Source organism: uncultured Pseudomonas sp. (genome assembly GCF_943846705.1).
Classification (GTDB): Bacteria; Pseudomonadota; Gammaproteobacteria; order Pseudomonadales; family Pseudomonadaceae; genus Aquipseudomonas.
Genome location: NZ_OX044366.1, coordinates 2,282,398 through 2,301,967, shown reverse-complemented (window position 1 = coordinate 2,301,967; position 19,570 = coordinate 2,282,398). Strand labels below are relative to the sequence as shown.

General features: G+C 59.8%; 22 protein-coding genes. 7 read left to right on the top strand and 15 right to left on the bottom strand.

Annotated features, from left to right (window positions below; genetic code table 11):
• The first annotated feature begins 99 nt into the window (after positions 1-99).
• Complete coding sequence (locus tag Q0V31_RS10710; protein ID WP_298187649.1) at positions 100-1,296, top strand: CaiB/BaiF CoA-transferase family protein; 1,197 nt, start codon at positions 100-102, stop codon at positions 1,294-1,296.
• Between the two features lie 4 nt (positions 1,297-1,300).
• On the top strand, positions 1,301-1,951 hold the full coding sequence (locus tag Q0V31_RS10705; protein WP_298187648.1) for a 2'-5' RNA ligase family protein: 651 nt from the start codon (positions 1,301-1,303) through the stop codon (positions 1,949-1,951).
• A 57-nt stretch (positions 1,952-2,008) separates the two neighbouring features.
• Here the strand turns inward: Q0V31_RS10705 and thrC are convergent, their stop codons facing one another.
• From thrC to xerD, 4 genes are all read right to left on the bottom strand, one after another.
• Positions 2,009-3,418, bottom strand: coding sequence for a threonine synthase (gene thrC, locus Q0V31_RS10700; RefSeq protein WP_298187647.1), 1,410 nt, complete (start codon positions 3,416-3,418; stop codon positions 2,009-2,011).
• Positions 3,419-3,485: 67 nt separating this feature from the next.
• Positions 3,486-4,790: a homoserine dehydrogenase gene (locus Q0V31_RS10695; protein WP_298187646.1), complete on the bottom strand. Its 1,305-nt coding sequence runs from the start codon at positions 4,788-4,790 to the stop codon at positions 3,486-3,488.
• 110 nt (positions 4,791-4,900) lie between these two features.
• On the bottom strand, positions 4,901-5,626 hold the full coding sequence (locus Q0V31_RS10690; protein WP_298187645.1) for a thioredoxin fold domain-containing protein: 726 nt from the start codon (positions 5,624-5,626) through the stop codon (positions 4,901-4,903).
• A 93-nt stretch (positions 5,627-5,719) separates the two neighbouring features.
• Positions 5,720-6,616 carry a site-specific tyrosine recombinase XerD gene (xerD, locus tag Q0V31_RS10685; protein ID WP_298187644.1) on the bottom strand — a complete coding sequence of 299 codons (897 nt, stop codon included), beginning with the start codon at positions 6,614-6,616 and terminating at the stop codon, positions 5,720-5,722.
• Positions 6,617-6,701: 85 nt separating this feature from the next.
• Here xerD and Q0V31_RS10680 point away from each other — a divergent pair, with 85 nt between their 5' ends.
• On the top strand, positions 6,702-8,513 hold the full coding sequence (locus tag Q0V31_RS10680) for a sodium:proton antiporter (RefSeq protein ID WP_298187643.1): 1,812 nt from the start codon (positions 6,702-6,704) through the stop codon (positions 8,511-8,513).
• Positions 8,514-8,657: 144 nt separating this feature from the next.
• Here Q0V31_RS10680 and Q0V31_RS10675 read toward each other — a convergent pair whose 3' ends face one another.
• The 6 genes from Q0V31_RS10675 to ffh form a co-directional block, all read right to left on the bottom strand.
• Entirely contained in the window at positions 8,658-9,062 is a 405-nt protein-coding gene (locus Q0V31_RS10675) for an acyl-CoA thioesterase (RefSeq protein WP_298187642.1), read from the bottom strand.
• A 168-nt stretch (positions 9,063-9,230) separates the two neighbouring features.
• Entirely contained in the window at positions 9,231-9,581 is a 351-nt protein-coding gene (gene rplS / locus Q0V31_RS10670) for a 50S ribosomal protein L19 (RefSeq protein WP_090239267.1), read from the bottom strand.
• Positions 9,582-9,621: 40 nt separating this feature from the next.
• The gene (gene trmD / locus Q0V31_RS10665; protein WP_298187641.1) at positions 9,622-10,374 is read right to left on the bottom strand and encodes a tRNA (guanosine(37)-N1)-methyltransferase TrmD; all 753 of its coding nucleotides are present in this window, start codon (positions 10,372-10,374) and stop codon (positions 9,622-9,624) included.
• Positions 10,375-10,379: 5 nt separating this feature from the next.
• Positions 10,380-10,916 (bottom strand): ribosome maturation factor RimM, encoded by a 537-nt coding sequence (rimM, locus tag Q0V31_RS10660; protein WP_298187640.1) that lies wholly within the window; start codon positions 10,914-10,916, stop codon positions 10,380-10,382.
• Between the two features lie 5 nt (positions 10,917-10,921).
• Entirely contained in the window at positions 10,922-11,173 is a 252-nt protein-coding gene (gene rpsP / locus Q0V31_RS10655) for a 30S ribosomal protein S16 (RefSeq protein WP_090239277.1), read from the bottom strand.
• A 249-nt stretch (positions 11,174-11,422) separates the two neighbouring features.
• Positions 11,423-12,796, bottom strand: a complete 1,374-nt coding sequence (gene ffh / locus Q0V31_RS10650) for a signal recognition particle protein (RefSeq protein ID WP_298187639.1) — start codon at positions 12,794-12,796, stop codon at positions 11,423-11,425.
• Positions 12,797-12,952: 156 nt separating this feature from the next.
• On the opposite strand from ffh, the gene ccsA reads away from it, so the two are divergent.
• A complete protein-coding gene (ccsA, locus tag Q0V31_RS10645) occupies positions 12,953-13,753 on the top strand; it encodes a cytochrome c biogenesis protein CcsA (RefSeq protein WP_298187638.1) in 801 nt (266 codons plus the stop codon).
• A 10-nt stretch (positions 13,754-13,763) separates the two neighbouring features.
• Positions 13,764-15,053 (top strand): HlyC/CorC family transporter, encoded by a 1,290-nt coding sequence (locus tag Q0V31_RS10640; RefSeq protein WP_298187637.1) that lies wholly within the window; start codon positions 13,764-13,766, stop codon positions 15,051-15,053.
• On the opposite strand, the gene Q0V31_RS10635 is transcribed toward Q0V31_RS10640, so the two are convergent.
• The 5 genes from Q0V31_RS10635 to Q0V31_RS10615 are packed head-to-tail and all read right to left on the bottom strand — an operon-like array spanning position 15,019 to position 18,311.
• A complete protein-coding gene (locus tag Q0V31_RS10635; RefSeq protein WP_298187636.1) occupies positions 15,019-15,759 on the bottom strand; it encodes an SGNH/GDSL hydrolase family protein in 741 nt (246 codons plus the stop codon). The genes Q0V31_RS10640 and Q0V31_RS10635 overlap by 35 nt on opposite strands.
• Positions 15,756-16,937 (bottom strand): formate-dependent phosphoribosylglycinamide formyltransferase, encoded by a 1,182-nt coding sequence (gene purT / locus Q0V31_RS10630; protein WP_298187635.1) that lies wholly within the window; start codon positions 16,935-16,937, stop codon positions 15,756-15,758. The genes Q0V31_RS10635 and purT overlap by 4 nt, the downstream gene beginning before the upstream one ends.
• A gap of 34 nt (positions 16,938-16,971) precedes the next feature.
• Positions 16,972-17,160, bottom strand: coding sequence for a DUF1289 domain-containing protein (locus tag Q0V31_RS10625; RefSeq protein ID WP_298187634.1), 189 nt, complete (start codon positions 17,158-17,160; stop codon positions 16,972-16,974).
• Positions 17,160-17,684 carry a gamma carbonic anhydrase family protein gene (locus Q0V31_RS10620; RefSeq protein WP_298187633.1) on the bottom strand — a complete coding sequence of 175 codons (525 nt, stop codon included), beginning with the start codon at positions 17,682-17,684 and terminating at the stop codon, positions 17,160-17,162. Before Q0V31_RS10620 ends, Q0V31_RS10625 begins: the two co-directional genes overlap by 1 nt.
• Before the next feature lie 21 nt (positions 17,685-17,705).
• The gene (locus tag Q0V31_RS10615) at positions 17,706-18,311 is read right to left on the bottom strand and encodes a CoA pyrophosphatase (RefSeq protein ID WP_298187632.1); all 606 of its coding nucleotides are present in this window, start codon (positions 18,309-18,311) and stop codon (positions 17,706-17,708) included.
• 170 nt (positions 18,312-18,481) lie between these two features.
• Here Q0V31_RS10615 and Q0V31_RS10610 point away from each other — a divergent pair, with 170 nt between their 5' ends.
• Positions 18,482-19,039 carry an NUDIX hydrolase gene (locus Q0V31_RS10610; protein WP_298187631.1) on the top strand — a complete coding sequence of 186 codons (558 nt, stop codon included), beginning with the start codon at positions 18,482-18,484 and terminating at the stop codon, positions 19,037-19,039.
• A 15-nt stretch (positions 19,040-19,054) separates the two neighbouring features.
• The gene (locus Q0V31_RS10605) at positions 19,055-19,558 is read left to right on the top strand and encodes a L,D-transpeptidase family protein (protein ID WP_298187630.1); all 504 of its coding nucleotides are present in this window, start codon (positions 19,055-19,057) and stop codon (positions 19,556-19,558) included.
• The last annotated feature ends 12 nt before the right edge of the window (positions 19,559-19,570 follow it).

The following is a 19,570-nucleotide window of genomic DNA, read 5'->3' as shown; positions in this document are numbered from 1 at the left end:
TGGCCAGCGAGAAGCCGCCCTCGACATACCCTGTGCATATTTCCCCTGCAGCCACCCAATCGCATAGGCTTAGCCATGCTTCTTCGCCCTGGAACCGCCATGAGCCCGAACAAACCCTTAGCTGGCCTGAAAGTCATCGAACTTGGCACCCTGATCGCCGGCCCGTTTGCCTCACGCATCTGCGCCGAATTCGGTGCCGAAGTAATCAAGGTCGAATCACCGGATGGCGGCGACCCGCTGCGCAAGTGGCGCAAGCTGTATGAGGGCACCTCCCTGTGGTGGTTTGTGCAGGCGCGTAACAAGCAATCGATCACCCTCAACCTCAAGCATGAGGCCGGCCGCGAGGTGCTGAAAAAGCTGCTCAGCGAGGCCGACATCCTCATCGAGAATTTCCGCCCCGGGGTGCTGGAGAAACTCGGCCTGGGCTGGGACGCGCTACACGCACTCAACCCCAAGCTGGTGATGGTGCGCCTGTCCGGGTTCGGCCAGAGCGGGCCGATGAAGGATCAGCCCGGTTTCGGCGCGGTGGGCGAGTCCATGGGCGGCCTGCGTTACATCACCGGCTTTGAAGATCGCCCACCGGTGCGCACCGGCATCAGCATCGGCGATTCGATTGCCGCGCTATGGGGCGTGATCGGTGCGCTGATGGCGCTGCGCCATCGCGAAGTAAATGGCGGCCAGGGCCAGGTGGTCGATGTGGCGCTGTATGAGGCGATCTTCGCCATGATGGAGTCGATGATCCCGGAGTTCGACGTGTTCGGCTTTATCCGCGAGCGCAGCGGTAACATCATGCCCGGCATCACGCCCTCCTCGATCCACACCAGCAGCGACGGCAAGCACGTGCAGATCGGCGCCAACGGCGATGCGATCTTCAAACGCTTTATGCAGGCCATCGGCCGCAACGATCTCGCCGAGGCACCAGACCTGGCCAGCAATGACGGTCGTGATGCGCGCCGCGATGAGCTGTATGGGGTAATCGACCGCTGGGTCGGCGCACTGCCGCTGGAGCAGGTGCTGGCGACCTTGAACCAGGCCGAGGTGCCGGCCAGCAGGATCTTCAGCGCCGAGGACATGTTTCACGACCCGCAATTTCTCGCCCGCGAGATGCTCCTATCGGCCAAACTGCCCGACGGCAAAGCCTTCAAGATGCCTGGCATCGTGCCCAAACTGTCGGAAACCCCCGGCGGCGTGGAGTGGGTCGGCCCGCAGCTGGGCGAGCATAACCAGGCGGTACTCAATGCCCTCGGTTACAGCGACACGCAGATCGCCGAATTAAAAACCCTCGGCGCCATTTGACCTCGTGCTGTTCTCCGACCCGTGCAACGGCCCGGCGCACAACCTGATCACCGAGCTGCGTGATTACCCCGAGTGGCATCTGGGCCGCAGCCGCTATGGCGTGTGGGTACTGCCCGTGCAATGCCCCACCCTGCTCGTCCGCATCGCCAATATTCAGCAGCAGCTGGCGGACGTGCTGCATCCGCCAGGTCGGCGTCAGGCGCATATCACCCTGTTTGTCTGCGGTTTTACCAGTGGCGTGCAGCGGCGTGACGACGACTTCAGCAAGCAGCAGTTACAACGGCAACTCAAGGCGTTTGGCCGGCAACCTCGGCAAGCCTTGAGCCTGTCGATTGGCCAACCGGATAGCTTTGCCAGCGCGGCGTTTCTCCCGGTCAACGACCCATCCGGCCAGCTACTGGCCTGGCGCGAATGCCTTGGCGAACATGCCGAAGAAGTGCGCCAAAGCCCCTATCACGCTCACATTACCCTGGGCCTGTATCGACGCAGCGTTGACGCCGCACTGATTCGGCAGCGACTGAATGAGCTGAGAGAACCCAGCCCGCGCCAGCTCAATATTAATACCGTGCACTATGGCCATTACCGGGCGCGCCAGCTATTCAGCCCACTGCGCATCCAGCACACCCTGCGCCTCGGCAGTCGTCCGATAATCTAAAGCGCATAAAAAAGCCGGCGCCTTTAAGGGAGCCGGCTTTTTCAAGCAACGCCAGGCTTACAGCGGCTTGCCGCGATTGCCGTGTTGCGCGACGAAGCTCTGGACCGCTTTCAGGTCATTGGCCAGCACGGTGCAACGCTCATCGCGCTCGAACAGGTCGGCCAAGTGCGGCGGCAACGCCGGGGCGGCACCAATGCCGGCCTTCTCCACCGCTTCCGGAAACTTCACCGGGTGGGCGGTGCCAAGAATGACCATCGGCGTGGCCAGGCTGCGGCGACAATCGCGTGCGGCCTTAACCCCGATCGCGGTATGCGGGTCGAGCAGCTCGCCGCACTCGGCATACACCGCGGCGATGGTGGCGCAGGTTTCTTCGTCGTTTACCGCCAAGGAATCAAACAGCTTGCGCGCCTCGGTCCAACGATCATCCGCCACGCTGAAGGCACCAGTCTGCTTGAAGCTGGCCATCAGCTCGGCCACGGCCGCGCCATTGCGACCGTGCAGGTCGAACAGCAAGCGCTCAAAGTTCGACGAGACCATGATGTCCATGGACGGCGACAAGGTTGGGTGCAGGGCGTCTTTGGCGTACTGATTACCGCTCATAAAGCGGTGCAGGATGTCGTTGCGGTTGGTGGCGACGATCAGCTGGCTGATCGGCAGGCCCATGTTGCGCGCCAGGTAGCCGGCGAAGATATCGCCGAAGTTGCCGGTCGGTACCGAGAAGGCGATGGAGCGCGCCGGGCCACCCAGCTGCAGGGCCGCGTGGAAGTAGTAGACGATCTGGGCCATGATCCGCGCCCAGTTGATCGAGTTGACCGCGACCAGACGGGTGCCCTTGAGGAAGCTCTGGTCAGCGAAGCTGTCCTTGACCATCTCCTGGCAGTCATCGAAGTTGCCTTCGATGGCGATGTTATGGATGTTGTCACCGAAGATGGTGGTCATCTGCCGGCGCTGCACTTCGGACACGCGGTTGTGCGGGTGCATGATGAAGATGTCAACGTTATCGCAGGCCTTGCAGCCTTCGATGGCGGCCGAGCCGGTGTCGCCACTGGTGGCACCCATGATCACCACACGCTCGTTGCGCTTGGCCAGCACGTAGTCGAGCAGACGACCGAGCAGCTGCAGGGCGAAGTCCTTAAAGGCCAGGGTCGGGCCGTGGAACAGCTCCAGCACCCACTCGTTGCCATTCAGCTGACGCAGCGGGGCGACGGCGTTGTGGGCGAACACACCGTAGGTCTCTTCAAGGATTTTCTTGAAGTCGGCATCCGGAATGCTGCCGGTGACAAACGGGCGCATCACCCGGAAGGCCAGCTCGTGATACGGCAAGCCGGCCCAGGAGGCGATTTCTTCCTGGGTGAAGCGCGGCAGGTTTTCCGGCACATACAGACCGCCATCACTGGCCAGACCAGCCAGCAACACGTCTTCGAAATTCAGGGCCGGTGCCTGGCCACGGGTACTGATATAGCGCATAGGGGCAAACCTTCGGTTGAATCTTTAAGAGCCGCCGCTGCGGGCTGCAGCTGCGGCCAGAGGCGAATTAGCTCAACTGCTCGACGCGGATACGCACGACACTGCCGACCACATCGTCCAGCGCCTCAAGGGCACTGATCGCCTCGTTGATCTGCGCTTCGACCACGCGGTGGGTGACCAGAATCATCGGCACCAGGCCGTCCTGCTCCTCCACTTCCTTCTGCATGATCGACTCGATGTTGATCCCGCGCGCCGACAGAATGCTCGCCACCTGGGCCAACACGCCCGGATGATCCTTGGCCTGAATGCGCAGGTAGTAAGCGCTCTCGCTGGCCTCAATCGGCAGAATCGGGTGGTCGGACAGCGAGTCTGGCTGGAAGGCCAGGTGCGGCACACGGTTGGTTGGGTCGCTCGTCAGCGCACGGACCACGTCAACCAGATCGGCGATCACCGACGAAGCGGTCGGTTCCATACCAGCGCCGGCACCGTAATACAGCGTGCTGCCGGCAGCGTCGCCGTTGACCATCACCGCATTCATCACCCCGTTGACGTTGGCGATCAGACGATCCGCCGGGATCAGCGTTGGGTGCACGCGCAACTCAATACCAGCCTCGGTGCGGCGCGCCACACCCAGGTGCTTGATGCGGTAACCCAGCGCTTCGGCGTAGTTCACATCCGCGGTGGTCAGCTGGGTGATGCCTTCGGTGTAGGCCTTGTCGAACTGCAGCGGAATGCCGAAAGCGATGGACGCCAAGATGGTCAGCTTGTGCGCCGCATCAATGCCTTCGACGTCGAAGGTCGGATCGGCTTCGGCATAACCCAACGCCTGCGCTTCGGCCAGTACGTCAGGGAAGGCGCGACCCTTCTCGCGCATTTCACTGAGGATAAAGTTGCCGGTACCGTTGATGATCCCCGCCAGCCAGTTGATATGGTTGGCCGACAGGCCTTCACGGATCGCCTTGATCACCGGAATACCGCCAGCTACGGCGGCTTCGAAGGCGACGATCACGCCCTTCTCGCGGGCACGGGCGAAGATCTCATTGCCATGCACGGCGATCAGCGCCTTGTTGGCGGTGACCACATGCTTACCGTTGTCGATGGCCTTGAGCACCAGCTCCTTGGCCAGGGTGTAGCCGCCAATCAGCTCGATAACGATATCGATCTCAGGGTTGTTCACCAGCTCGAAAACATCGCTGGTCATGCTAATACCGGTCGTATCGTACTGCGGCTTAGGCGAGCGAATGGCGATTTGCGCGACTTCAATACCGCGCCCTGCGCGCCGGGTAATTTCCTCGGCATTGCGCTTGAGTACATTCAACGTACCGCCACCGACGGTACCTAGCCCACAGATGCCTACTTTCACCGGTTTCACACTGAACTCCCCATCTGCATGCGTAAAACGACCGGAACAGGCCCGGTCGTAGAAAAGAGCCGCACCATACGAAGCGGCTGTTTATTAGTCAATCTGCTGTAAAACTCGGATCACTTGGACTCTAGGGCGATTTTCGCCAACTGCGGTGCCGGCTGGTAGCCCGGAATGATCTTGCCGTTGGCCAAGACAATGGCCGGTGTGCCGCTGACCCCAATCATCTGCCCCAGGGCGTATTGCTTGGCAACCGGGCTATCGCACTGTGCATCCGCCACGCTCTGACGGCTTTTCGCACGGTTCATGGCGTCCTTCTGGTCCTTGGCGCACCAGACATTAGCCAGTTCCTTGGCGGCGACACTGTCCAGGCCCTGTCGTGGGAATGCCAGGTAACGCACCTCGACCCCCAGACGATTCAGCTCAGGCACTTCGCTGTGCAGCTTCTGGCAATAGCCACAGTCAGTGTCGGTGAAGACGGTGATATGAGTTTTCGGCTGCTTAGGCGCGAACACCACCATTTCCGAGGCGGGAATGGCCTCCATTAGCTTGGCCACGCCACGGCTCTCCGCCGCCTCAGTCAGGTTCACCGGCTTACCGTCCTTGATCTGAAACAGGTAGCCCTGCAGCAGAAACTGCCCATCGGCGCTGGTATACAGTTGCCGGCCACCGGCCAGCTCGACCTGATAAACGCCAGGCATGGGGCTTTCAGCAATGGCCTCAATCGGCAGGTCCGGATCGATAGCCTTGAGGGTATTGCGAATGGCCTGGTCGGCGTCGGCAGCAACGCCCACGCCACTGATCAGCCCCAGGGCCAACGCAACAACAATGCGGTTAAAACGCATACAAACTCCTGGCGAAAAACGATCTAACGAGGGATACGCGCAGCCTATCATAGAAGCCCACAGAGACCGACCACAGCAGGCCAGACGGCGCGCTCAGCCACGTGGATGGTGCTGCGCATGCAGCTCCTGCAGGCGCGCACGGGCAACATGGGTATAAATTTGCGTGGTCGACAGATCGCTATGCCCCAAAAGCATCTGCACCACGCGCAAATCCGCGCCGTGATTGAGCAAATGCGTGGCAAAGGCATGGCGCAAGGTATGTGGCGACAGGCTCTTGGCAATCCCCGCCACCCTGGCCTGGTGCTTGATGCGGTGCCAGAACGTCTGCCGCGTCATTTGCTCGCCACGCATACTGGGAAACAGCACGTCACTGGGCTTGCCATCCAGTAGAAACGGCCGCGCCTCCTTGCTGTAGCGCTCAATCCAGGCAATCGCCTCCTCACCCAGAGGCACCAAACGCTCTTTGCTGCCCTTGCCGAACACCCGCAGCACACCCTGACGCAGGTTAACCTGCTCCAAGGTCAAGCCAATCAGTTCACTGACGCGCAGGCCGCAGGCATACAGCACTTCAAGCATGGCGCGATCGCGCAGACCGATGGGATCGTCCAGCTCGGGAGCGGCCAGCAAGGCCTCAACATCGACCTCCGACAGCGACTTGGGTAAAGGCCGGCCCAGCTGCGGCAAGTCGATTTGCAGCGTTGGATCGCGCTCGACCAGCTGCTCGCGCAACAGAAAACGATAAAAGCCGCGCAACCCCGACAGCAGGCGCGCGGTGGAGCGCGCCTTGTAGCCCTCACTCAAACGCCAGGCCAGATGATCCAGAATCAGCTCACGCCCGGCGTCCGCCAACTGCACATTGCGCGCCTGCAACCAGCCATTAAACAACCCCAGGTCACTGCGGTAAGCCGCGCGCGTATGCGCCGACAACCCCTTCTCCAACCACAGGGTTTCAACAAAACGATCAATCAAGGGGTGGTCGATGGCAGGCATGCGGAACTATGGCGGCAGTGGAAAGCAGGTTAGTCTTCCACACCTTGGCCACGCAGGGCCAGGTATCCATTCGCAAGGACCCTTGATGAACGAACAACATATTCTGCTGGCCTTCGCCGCCATCGGTGCCAGCGCCCTCGCCTGCCAGTGGCTGGCGTGGCGCCTACGGTTACCCGCCATCCTATTTCTGCTGATCGCCGGCATCCTTGCCGGGCCCATTTTGGGCTGGCTTGATCCACAAGCCCTGTTCGGCGACCTGTTATTCCCTCTGGTGTCGATGGCCGTCGCCCTGATCCTGTTCGAAGGCAGCCTGACCCTGCATTTATCCGAGTGGCGCGAGATTGGCAGCGTGGTCCGGCGCATGGTGACGATCGGCGCACTGGCGACCTGGGCGGTGATCGCTGTCAGTACCCACTATCTGCTGGGCTTTAGCTGGGAGATGGCCTTGCTGCTTGGCACCCTGACGCTGGTCACCGGGCCGACAGTGATCGTGCCGATGCTGCGCGTGGTACGCCCCAAGGCATCGGTTGCCAACATTCTGCGCTGGGAAGGCATCGTTATCGACCCGATTGGCGCGCTGCTCGCGGTTGTGGTGTATAGCTTTATTATCTCCAGCAGCGACGGTAACGGCTGGGACAACGGCCTGGCCACCTTCGCCGGGGTCATTGCCTGTGGCAGCCTGTTCGGGATTGCCGCTGGCTGGTCACTCGGTATTGTATTAAAGCGCCAATGGCTGCCGGACTACCTGCACAACCTCGCAGTATTAGCGATGGTGCTGGGCGCGTTCATTGCCTCCAACGAAGTCATGCATGAATCTGGCCTGCTCGCCGTGACCTTGATGGGCATGTGGTTGGCCAACATGAAGGGCGTCGACGTGCGGCATATCCTGCACTTCAAGGAGAACCTCAGCGTTCTGCTGATTTCCGGTCTATTCATTCTGCTTGCCGCGCGACTCGACCTGAACGCCCTGCTCGCCCTCGGGCCGGCGGTCTTGGTACTCTTGGTTATCATTCAGTTTGTCGCCCGCCCGCTCAACGTCGCGCTATCCACCTTCGGCTCCAGCCTTAACTGGCGCGAACGCGCACTGCTGGCCTGGATTTCGCCACGCGGCATTGTCGCTGCGGCCGTATCGGCCATTTTCGCCATCCGCCTCGGCGAGCTGGGCTACGAAGGTGCCGAACTGCTGGTACCACTGACCTTTGCCGTGATCATCGGCACGGTTGTGCTGCAGAGTGCCACGGCGCGCCCGCTGGCCAAGCTGCTGAAAGTGGCAGAGCCGGCGCCAAGCGGTTTTCTGATCGTCGGCGCCAATCCGGTAGCCCGCGCACTCGGTACAGCCCTGCAAGACCTCGGCAACCGCGTGCTGCTGTGCGACTCCAGCTGGGAAAACATCAGCACGGCGCGCATGAAGAAGCTTCCGACTTACTTTGGCAACCCCACCTCACAGCACGCCGAAGCCCACCTGGATCTAGTCGGCCTTGGCCACTTGCTGGCCGTGTCGCCGTCAAGCGAACTGAACTCACTGGCCTGCATGCACTTCCGCCACGACTTTGCCGCCAGCCGCCGCTTTACCCTGCCCAGCGGAACGGAAAGCCGACGTAGCGATAAACACCGCAGCCGCGACGCGGTGCGTGGTCGCCCCCTGGGCAGTCAAGCACTGAGCTTCCCGCAGTTTGCCAGCCGCCTCAGCAAAGGCGCCGAGGTGCGTACCACCACCCTCACCAGCGCATTTGACTGGCAGGCCTACCAAGATCTGCACGGTGAAAAAGCCATTGTCCTGCTCGCATGCGACCCAACCGGCTGGATCCATATTGCAACCCAGCCACTCGATATCAAGCCAGGTCCGGACTGGACATTGGTCGCACTGATTGACGCCGAACAAGAAGCAGCCCGCTAACCGCCGCGCACAGAGAACCACACCCCCAGCAATCTTTGGATTGGTGGGGGTGCTTGCTAGCGAGTTCATTGCTGCACCGGCGCCCAAACCCAGCGCCACCGCACTGAATATCAACCTGCCTAAATAGCCTAGCGGCGCATGGAGTTAAAGCTCCAGCACCGGCACAGGCCTCTTCTGCTCGTCAATTGCCACAAAGCTGAACACCCCAGTGATTGCTCGCTCACGAACATCACTGCTCATGCTCTCGACAAACACCTCGACCTCAACCTTGAGGCTGGTGTTACCCACCTTGATCACCCGCCCAATCAGCTCGACGATTGAGCCCGCAGGAATTGCATGCTTAAAGTCGATCCGATCTGACGACACCGTCACCAGCGGTAAGCGGCAAAAGCGTGTGGCCGCGATAAACGACACCTCATCCATCCAGGCCAGCGCCGTCCCACCAAACAAGGTGTTGTGATGGTTGGTCGTCGGCGGGAACACCGCCTTGGTCACTCGCGTTTCCGACAGTTCGGTACGCCGTTGAATCTCTTGCTCTCTTGGGCTCATGTGACGACTACCTGATCAGATCAAATGGCAAACTACTAGACGGCGAGGCATCTCTAGCATCGCGCCAACTTATTGGCCTATAGCCTCTCTGCAACACTCGCCGAGCAGCAGCCCCATAAACGAAAAAAGCAGCCCGAAGGCTGCTTTTTTTTACAAGGAAGCTGAGGCTTAGCCCAGTTTTTCCTTGATGCGTGCTGCTTTACCGGACAGGTCACGCAGGTAGTAAAGCTTGGCTTTACGCACGTCACCGCGACGCTTAACGGCCAGGCTCTCAACCAGCGGGCTGTAGGTCTGGAAAGTACGCTCAACACCAACACCGTTGGAGATCTTACGAACAGTGAAGGCACTGTTCAGACCACGGTTACGCTTGGCGATAACAACGCCTTCAAACGCCTGCAGACGCTGACGGTCGCCTTCCTTTACTTTTACCTGAACTACGATGGTGTCGCCCGGTGCAAACGGCGGAATCACTTTACCCATCTGCTCAGCTTCGATCTGCTGAATAATCTTGTTGGTCATGCTGCGCTCCTAAGACAGGCCTTGGCCGGTCATCGATACATTAACTATCGTCCCGCTGGCGGACGTATTCCTCCAGCAGCTTCTTCTCTTCTCCAGAAAGCGAGCGGCTTTCCAGAAGATCAGCGCGGCGTTCGTGCGTCCGACCAAGGGACTGCTGCAAACGCCAGCGCCGGATGTGCTCATGATTGCCACTCAGCAATACATCAGGAACACGTTTATCCGCATACACCTCCGGGCGAGTGTAGTGCGGGCAGTCGAGCAGACCATCCGTAAAGGAGTCCTCCTCGGCCGAACTTGCATGACCCAATGCACCAGGCAAAAGGCGCGTTACCGCATCGATTAGCACCATGGCCGGCAGCTCACCGCCGGACAGGACGTAGTCCCCAATCGACCATTCTTCATCAACATGCGCTTCAATAAAGCGTTCATCAATGCCTTCGTAGCGACCTGCGATGAGGATTAACCCCTCAACGTTTGCCAGTTCGCGTACTGCTGACTGCGTCAGCTGGCGACCTTGCGGCGAAAGATAAATCACTTTCGCTTTTTCACCTGCGGCGTGCCTGGCATCGAGCAAAGCATCCTCAAGCGGCTTGATCTTCATCACCATGCCAGGGCCACCACCAAAAGGCCGATCATCCACAGTGTGGTGACGGTCAGTGGTATAGCTTCGCGGGTTCCAACAGGTCAGTTGTAACAACCCCTGTTTCACCGCGCGGCTGGTAATGCCGTAATCGCTGATAGCGGTAAACATTTCCGGGAACAGCGTAATGACTTCAACGCGCAGATTAGGCATCAGGCTTAGAAGTCCGCATCCCAGTCGACCCGCATTTCGCCAGCACTCAGATCAATCGACAACACGCATTGCTCGGTATAGGGCAACAAGCGCTCACGACCATCCAGGCTGTCGGTGCAGGGTTTAACCACCATTACATCGTTGGCACCGGTTTCTAACAAGTGATCAATCTTGCCGAGCAATTGCCCTGCCTGATCGATAACCTTGAGACCTTCCAACTGGTACCAGTAGTAGTCGCCGTCGGTTAATTCAGGGAACAGGTTGCGCGGCACACAGATCTCATAACCGGCAAGAAGACGCGCCTCTTCACGGTCATCAAGACCCTTAAGCTTTGCGACCAGGAACTTATCATTCCCGCGTCCGCTGACCAGCTCTACCTGTTTCACACTGCCTTCGCGCTTGAGCGTCCAGGACTTGTACTGCAACAGGTTTGCAACAGGATCAGTAAAGGAATACACCTTCACTTCACCGCGAACGCCATGTACAGAGTAAATCTTGCCGATAACAATCAAATCATCGGTAGAAGCAGGCGTCGCGCTCATATTACTCAGGCCGCAGCCTTAGCAGCGTCCTTCAACAACTGAGCAACACGATCAGAAGGCTGTGCGCCAACGCTCAGCCAATGGGCCAGGCGATCTTGCTTCACGGACAGGCGAACTTCCTGACCACGAGCGATCGGGTTGAAGAAACCGATCTCTTCTTTGTGCGAACCGTCGCGTGGGTTGCGGCTGTCGGTCACGTTGATTTTGTAGAACGGGCGCTTTTTGGAGCCGCCAAGGGCAAGACGAATCGTTAGCATGTGAACATAGTTCCTGTAGTCGGTGCTGCAAATCTAAATGCACAGCGGGCATAGGTGCCCGAAAGGCCGCATATTCTAAGGAATATCCGGACTTTTGCAAATGGCTTTTTCAGGCGCATAGGACTGTGCAATCAAGAATTGCCAGAGGCCGCAATCCAAACCGGCCCGTCAGCTCCCGCAAAATGCGGGCTTACTGTACCCCCCTCACTCAGCGGGGGCTGCGCCGACATCGCTGCCGACGCGGATTCCTTACATCTTCGGCATACCGCCTGGCATCATCCCGCCCATGCCACGCATCATCTTGGCCATGCCGCCTTTGGCCGTGAATTTCTTCATCATCTTCTGCATCTGCTTGTGCTGCTTGATCAAGCGCCCGATGTCCTGCACCTGAGTGCCGGAACCCATGGCGATACGGCGCTTGCGCGAACCACTGATCACATCAGGATCACGCCGCTCCTGGGGCGTCATCGAGTTGATGATCGCCTCCATCTGCTTGAACTGTTTCTCGGCCGCACCCTGGGCATTGCCCATCTGCGCCAGATTGACGCCGCCCATCTGTGGCAGCTTGTCCATCAAGCCACCCAGTCCGCCCATATTCTTCATTTGTTGCAGCTGATCACGGAAGTCTTCGAGGTCGAAACCCTTACCCTTCTTCAGTTTCTTGGTGAGCTTGTCGGCTTTTTCGCGATCCAGGGTCTGCTCGGCCTGCTCGATCAGACTGAGCACGTCACCCATACCCAAGATGCGCGAGGCGATCCGGTCCGGATGGAAGGGCTCCAGCGCCTCGGTTTTTTCACCCATGCCGATAAATTTGATCGGCTTACCGGTGATATGCCGAACAGACAACGCAGCACCACCACGGGCATCACCGTCGACCTTGGTCAGCACGACACCGGTCAGCGGCAGCGCATCATTAAAGGCTTTGGCGGTGTTGGCGGCGTCCTGACCGGTCATCGCATCGACCACAAACAGGGTTTCCACCGGTTTGATCGCGGCGTGCAGGGCCTGGATCTCCGCCATCATCTCAGCATCGATAGCCAAGCGACCGGCGGTATCGACGATCACCACATCAATAAACTTGAGCTTGGCTTCCTTGATCGCTGCCTCGGCAATATCAACCGGCTTCTGGCTGAGATCGGAGGGGAAGAAGGTTACGCCGATATCATGGGCCAGGGTTTCCAACTGCTTGATCGCCGCCGGGCGATAAACGTCGGCCGAGACCACCATTACGGTCTTCTTCTTGCGCTCTTTAAGGAAGCGCGCCAGCTTGCCCACCGTGGTGGTTTTACCGGCACCCTGCAGACCGGCCATCAGCACCACGGCTGGCGGAACAGCGTTCAGGGCCAAGTCTTCATTGGCCGCACCCATTAACTCTTCGAGTTCTGCACGGACGATTTTCACAAAGGCCTGGCCCGGCGTCAGGCTTTTCGAGACTTCGGTGCCAACCGCACGATCCTTGACCTTGTTGACGAAGTCCTTAACCACCGGCAAGGCAACGTCGGCCTCAAGCAAGGCCATGCGCACTTCACGCAGGGTGTCCTTGATGTTGTCTTCACTCAGCTTGGCTTTGCCAGTGACATTTCGCAGGGTCTGCGAGAGGCGGTCAGTCAGATTTTCGAACATGCGCGTTCCTTTCAGGCTCAACTGAGCCGAGGGTGGGCTTGCAACAGGTCGCAGATTATAGCGAAGACTGCCAGGCACCGACACCGCCAGACGCTTTCGTGGCACATGGGTTATATGCCACACTGGCCGCCTTTCGGGTTTGCCTAACAAGGATTTATGCACCCTCTGCTACCCAGTCTCGCCGCTGCCTGCCTCTATGCGGGAGCCGCACTCTATCAAGGCCTGCGCCTGCAACAGCGCGGCACATCTGACAAGCGCCTGCTGATTGCGCTCGGCGCACTGGCGTTGCTTCTGCACAGCAGCAGCCTGTTTCTGCAGATGTTCGATGCCAACGGCTTGTCGCTGGACTTCTTTAAAGCTGCCAGCCTGATTGCCGCCGCGGTTATTCTGCTGACACTGCTGGCCTGCGCACGGATCCCGGTGGAAAACCTGCTGCTGCTGCTATTTCCGCTGGGGATGATCACCGTCCTGCTCGCCCAGTTCATGCCCAGCGGCACTACCCAGGTCATCGACGAAGCACCGGGCATAATCGCCCACATTCTATTGTCGATAACCGCTTACGGCATGCTCACCATTGCCGTATTTCAGTCACTGCTACTGCTCTTGCAGAATCACCAGCTCAAGAACAAACACCCTTCGGGGCTAATCAAGAACTTCCCCCCCCTGCAAACCATGGAAAGCCTGCTGTTCAGCTTCCTCTGGACTGGCTGGGCGTTGCTGTCACTGTCTCTGCTGTCTGGCGCACTGTTTATCAGTGACCTATTTGCCCAGCATCTGGTACACAAAACCATCCTCTCGTGCTTTGCCTGGGTGGTGTTTGCCGTACTCCTGTGGGGCCGCCACCAACTCGGCTGGCGTGGCCACAAAGCCATTCGCTGGACCTTGACGGGCTTTTGCCTGCTGATGCTGGCCTATTTTGGCAGCAAGCTGGTTCGCGAATTCATCCTGCATATCTGAGACCCCTTCCGTGGACGACCTTCACTCCAGCTACCTGCTTGGGCTGCTGATTTTTCTGATTCTGTGCTCGGCCTTCTTCTCCAGTTCGGAGACCGGCATGCTCAGCCTCAACCGCTATCGCCTCAAGCACATGGCCAAGGAAGGACACAAGGGTGCTCGGCGCGTGACCGCCCTGCTCAGTCGCCCTGATCGCCTGCTCGGCACCATCTTGGTTGGCAATAATGTGGTCAACATTCTCGCCGCCTCCATCGCCACCGTACTGGCCGTGGACATGTGGGGCGAAGCCGGGATTGCCATTGCCACTGCTGGCCTGACCATTGTGGTGCTGATTTTTGGGGAAATCACCCCGAAAACCCTGGCCGCCCTGCGCCCGGAACTGGTGGCCTTCCCCGCCAGCCGCGTACTGGCGATGCTGCAGCGCCTGCTCTACCCGGTCGTCTGGACGACCAGCACGATCAGCAACGGACTGCTGCGTTTGTTTGGCATCGACCCCTCGCAACGCGCCAGCGACAGCCTCTCCACCGAAGAGCTGCGCAGCGTGGTGCGCGAGTCCGCGAGCGGCATGCCAAAAAACCGGCAAAACATGCTGCTCGGCATTCTAGATCTTGAGCGCGTGACGGTGGATGACATCATGATCCCGCGCAACGAAGTCACCGGCATCAACCTTGATGACGACCTCGAAAGCATCATCAGCCTGCTGACCAACACCACTCACACGCGCCTGCCGGTCTTCCGCACCGACATCAACCAGATCGAAGGCATCGTGCATATGCGCCAGATTGCCCGCTTGCTGACGCATAACGAGCTGAGCAAAGAGGCGCTACTGGCCGCCTGTAATGAGCCGTACTTCGTCCCGGAAGGTACGCCGCTGTCGACCCAGCTGATCAACTTCCAAAAGCAGAAACGCCGGATTGGCATCGTCGTCGATGAGTACGGTGATGTGATCGGCATCGTGACCCTGGAAGACCTCCTCGAAGAAATCGTTGGCGACTTCAGCAACCAGGACACCTTGCGCAGCCCGGACATTCACCCCCAAGAAGACGGCACTCAGGTGATTGATGGCGCAGCCTATATCCGCGAAATCAACAAGGCGCTGGACTGGCACCTACCCTGCGACGGCCCGAAAACCCTCAACGGCCTAGTGACCGAAGCGCTGGAAAGCATTCCAGACAGCGCCGTTTGCCTGAAGATTGGCCCTTATCGCCTGGAAATTTTGCAATCGTCGGAGAACCGGGTAAAAAGCGTACGCGCCTGGCAAGCCAAGCCTAAGACGCACACTGAGCCGCCGGCGCAAGGCTGACGGCCAGCCCCTGCGCCCATACGCGATACCCCAGGCCTGACGGGTGATAACCATCACGCGCCAGGTACTCTGGGGAAAACTCCAGCTCAACCGCGTGATACCCCACACCCAGGCACGCCGCCAACTCACCCAAGCGCACATCCAACAAGCCCGCGCGCAGGCCGAGCAAGCGCCGCAATAACCAGGGCAGCGCGGTAAAATGCTGCAGCGGCGGCACACTGCTAAAGGCCACCCGAGCACCACGCGCCGCCAACGCTTCGGCCATGCCGCCGAGCGCAGCCTCCCAGCGCGACAGCGAGGTCAAGCGCGTGGTGTCGTTAACGCCAAACACCAGCAGCGCCAGATCAAAGGGCTGCTCAAGCACCTGCGGCAACAACCGTTCGCGCGCCTGCGCAGCGGTAATCCCATTCTCGCCACATGCACGCCAGGCCACCGGCCGGCCGTAACGCACCGCCAACGCTGCCGCCAGTTGCCCGACCAGCGCCGCGTGCAACTGCCCCACACCCACGCCGACCACGGTTGACTCGCCCAGTACCAACAGGCGCAACGGCTCACCTGGCAAATCCTCGCCGGCCACCCCGTACAACAAGCCGGCCGCCGGCGGCAAACGCAGCGCTTTACGCCGCGTATACACAGCCAGCGGCAGCGCTACCGGCACCAGCAGCGTAAAGCCTAGCCACCACGCACTGGCGCGCCAGGCACTCACAACTCGACCTTGACCGCCTGCGCCGCACGCGTGGCCTTGGCTCGCGCCGCCTGCAATGACTCATCACGCGCCAACGCCACCCCCATACGCCGCTGACCACTGACTTGCGGCTTGCCGAATAGGCGCAGAGCGGTATCCGGCTCGACCAGAGCGGCCGCCAAATTGCCGAAACTGACCTGTTGCGACTCACCCTCGACCAATATCACCGCAGACGCCGACGCACCGAGCTGGCGAATTGCCGGAACCGGCAAACCGAGAATAGCCCGCGCATGCAGGGCAAACTCAGATAGATCTTGGGAAATCAGGGTGACCAGACCAGTGTCGTGCGGGCGCGGCGAAATCTCGCAGAACCACACCTGATCGCCTTTGACGAACAGTTCGACGCCAAACAAGCCACGCCCACCCAACGACCCGGTGACAGCTAACGCAATACGCTCAGCTTCTGCCTGGGCCTTTGGGCTCATCGGCTGTGGCTGCCAGGACTCCTGGTAGTCACCCTTGACCTGACGATGGCCGACCGGCGCACAGAAGGTGGTGCCACCGGCATGGCGCACGGTGAGCAAAGCGATCTCGTAATCGAAGTCGATAAAGCCTTCAACGATCACGCGCCCCTTGCCGGCCCGGCCACCGGCCTGGGCGTAATCCCAAGCGCTTTGCAGGTCATCGATACCCTTCAGCACGGACTGCCCCTTGCCGGACGAGCTCATGATCGGCTTGATCAGACAAGGGAAGCCGATAGCCTCGACCGCGGCCTGACACTGCTCGAATGAGTCGGCGAATTGATAAGGCGAGGTCGGCAGCCCCAGCTCTTCGGCGGCCAGCCGGCGAATGCCTTCACGGTTCATGGTCAGCTGCGCGGCGCGGGCACTGGGGATCACGGTAAAGCCTTCATTCTCCAGCTCAACCAGGGTCGCGGTGGCGATGGCTTCAATTTCCGGGACGATGTAATGCGGCTGTTCCAATTCGATCACGGCTCGCAACGCGCCACCGTCAAGCATGTCGATCACATGACTGCGGTGCGCCACCTGCATGGCCGGCGCATTGGCGTAACGATCTACGGCAATCACCTCAACGCCCAGGCGTTGCAACTCAATCGCCATTTCCTTACCCAGCTCACCAGAGCCGCACAACAGCACACGGGTCGCGCTCGGCGACAAAGGGGTTCCGATACGGGGCATGCGGGTTCCTCAAACGAATAGATTTAACGCGCGGTTATAACAAGATGCCTTGGGCTTTAGCGCGCGCATGACAAAACTGCAGCACCTGGCGGCGCTCAGCATTGTCCATTAGGCCCCAGCGGGTGATTTCGCCTACCGAGCGCTGGCAGCCGATACAGATATCCTGATCATCCAGCGCACAGACATGCACGCAAGGTGACGCAACCGGGCGCTCCTGTTGCATCAATCGTCCTGCACTGACAGCTCGCGCGCATAGCGCTGGGCATTGTGCACATAGTGCGCCGCGCTGGCTTCAAGCATTTTCTTTTGCGCTTCGGTCAGCTCACGCACCACCTTTCCCGGCGAACCCATGACCAGTGAGCCATCCGGAATCTCCTTGCCTTCACCAATTAGGCTATTGGCGCCGATGATGCAGTGCTTGCCGATTTTAGCGCCGTTGAGCACCACGGCATTGATGCCTATCAGGCTGTAATCACCCACGCTGCAACCGTGCAGCATGGCATTGTGACCAATGGTCACGCCCTTGCCGATACTCAGCGGGAAGCCCATATCGGTATGCATCACCGTGCCGTCTTGGACGTTGCTGTTCTCGCCGATATGAATCAACTCGTTGTCACCGCGCAACACGGCGTTAAACCAGACGCTCGCCCCCGCGTCCAACTTGACTTTGCCGACCAGGGTGGCATTGGGCGCAACCCAGCTTTCGCTATGGGTTTCTACGTGGGACTGGCCCAGACGGTATTTCATGCGTTATTCCTCATCCCACAGTCATGTGAGCTTGATGAAGTGCTCGGGCGGCTGGCGCATATCGATATGCACATCGTCGAACACCAGGTTGACCAACTCGATCAGCATGATCGCCGTCAGCCCCCATATTTTATATTCGCCATAGCGGTAACTCGGCACGTACCAGCTGCGCCCGAGGTAATCGATACGGTGGGTGGTTTCCCGTGGATCATCGCGAAAAAATGCCAGCGGCACGGCAAACACGGCGGCGATCTCGGCGTCATTCGGCTGATACTCGACAAAGTCCGGCACCAGCCCGACATAGGGCGTGACCTGGATGCCGTGGCGCGAGACCAAGGCGCTGAGCGGCCCAACAATCTCCACCAACCCAGGCGGCAAGCCGATCTCCTCCTCCGCTTCGCGCAAGGCGGTTTGAATCAGATCGGCATCTTCCGGGTCACGCCGCCCACCGGGAAACGCCACTTCGCCACTGTGAGTGGAGAGGCCACTGGCGCGTAAGGTCAGCACCACTTCCGGCTCGTCACTGCGAGTGATCGGCACCAGTACGGCGGCCTCAGGATAGTGTGTGTCGATCTGCATGCTCTGCGGGCTATAGCCACGCACGCGAAGGAGCAACTCGTCCAGCATGGGGATTCTCGGTGTTTTATTCTGCCTTCGATGATGGCACGAAAGCGGCGCACGGCCCAAGCCCCGCGCCACCGACCGGCATCATTCAGGCGCTCGATAAGGCTGCTCTCGCCGCTTGCCGAGTACCCATCACGCACGCCAATATAGACCATAGGCAACGAGGATCTGGCATGAAGTTCTGTAGCAACTGTGGCGGGCCGACCAGTCACATCATCCCGTCGGGTGACAACCGCTTGCGCCACGTCTGCGCGCAATGCCAGACCGTGCATTACCAGAACCCGCGCATCATCGCCGGCTGCCTGCCGATATGGGGCGAGCAAGTGTTGCTGTGCCGCCGCGCCATCGAGCCACGGCGCAGCTACTGGACCCTGCCGGCCGGCTTTATGGAGAATGGCGAAACCCTCGAACAGGCCGCCGCCCGAGAAACCCATGAGGAAGCCTGTGCCCGCGTGCGCAGCCTCAATCTCTATACCCTGTTTGACCTGCCACACATCAATCAGGTGTATATGCTGTTTCGCGCCGAGCTGGTCGACCTGGACTTTGCCCCCGGCGAGGAAAGCCTCGAGGTTGCGCTTTTTCACGAACACGACATCCCCTGGTCAGAGCTGGCTTTCCCGACCATCGGACGTACCTTAGAATGCTACTTCGCCGACCGCCGCGAGCAGCACTACCCGGTCCGCAACGAGCCGCTCGAAGCCTTGCGCGCGCATTACAAAAAAGCCCTTTGATCGATGGAAATTACCATGCGCTGGTTGTTCGCCCTACTCTGCCTGAGCGTCGCCCTAACCGGCCACGCCAGCACTGCCCCAATGCCTGACGGCAAGACCGTCGACAAGGTGCTGGTGGTTAAGTCTGAACGCACTCTGCACCTGATCAGCCGTGGCGATACCCTCAAGTCCTATCGCATGTCACTGGGTAAAAAACCTGACGGCGCCAAACAACGCGAAGGCGACCTGCGCACCCCTGAAGGGTTTTATTGGATCGACTGGCGCAAGACCAGCGACAAATACAACCTGTCCATGCACATCTCCTACCCCAACGCCCGCGACCAAGCGCAGGCGCGAGCCCAGGGCGTATCGCCAGGCGGCATGATCATGATCCACGGCACGCCACTGGATGAGGAATACCCCGAATGGTTCTTCCACACCCTGGACTGGACCGAAGGCTGTATTGCCATGAAGAACGCCGATATGCGCGAGATCTGGAGCCTGGTCAAGGACGGCACGTTGATCGAAATCAGACCGTAAACCCGCCACAGC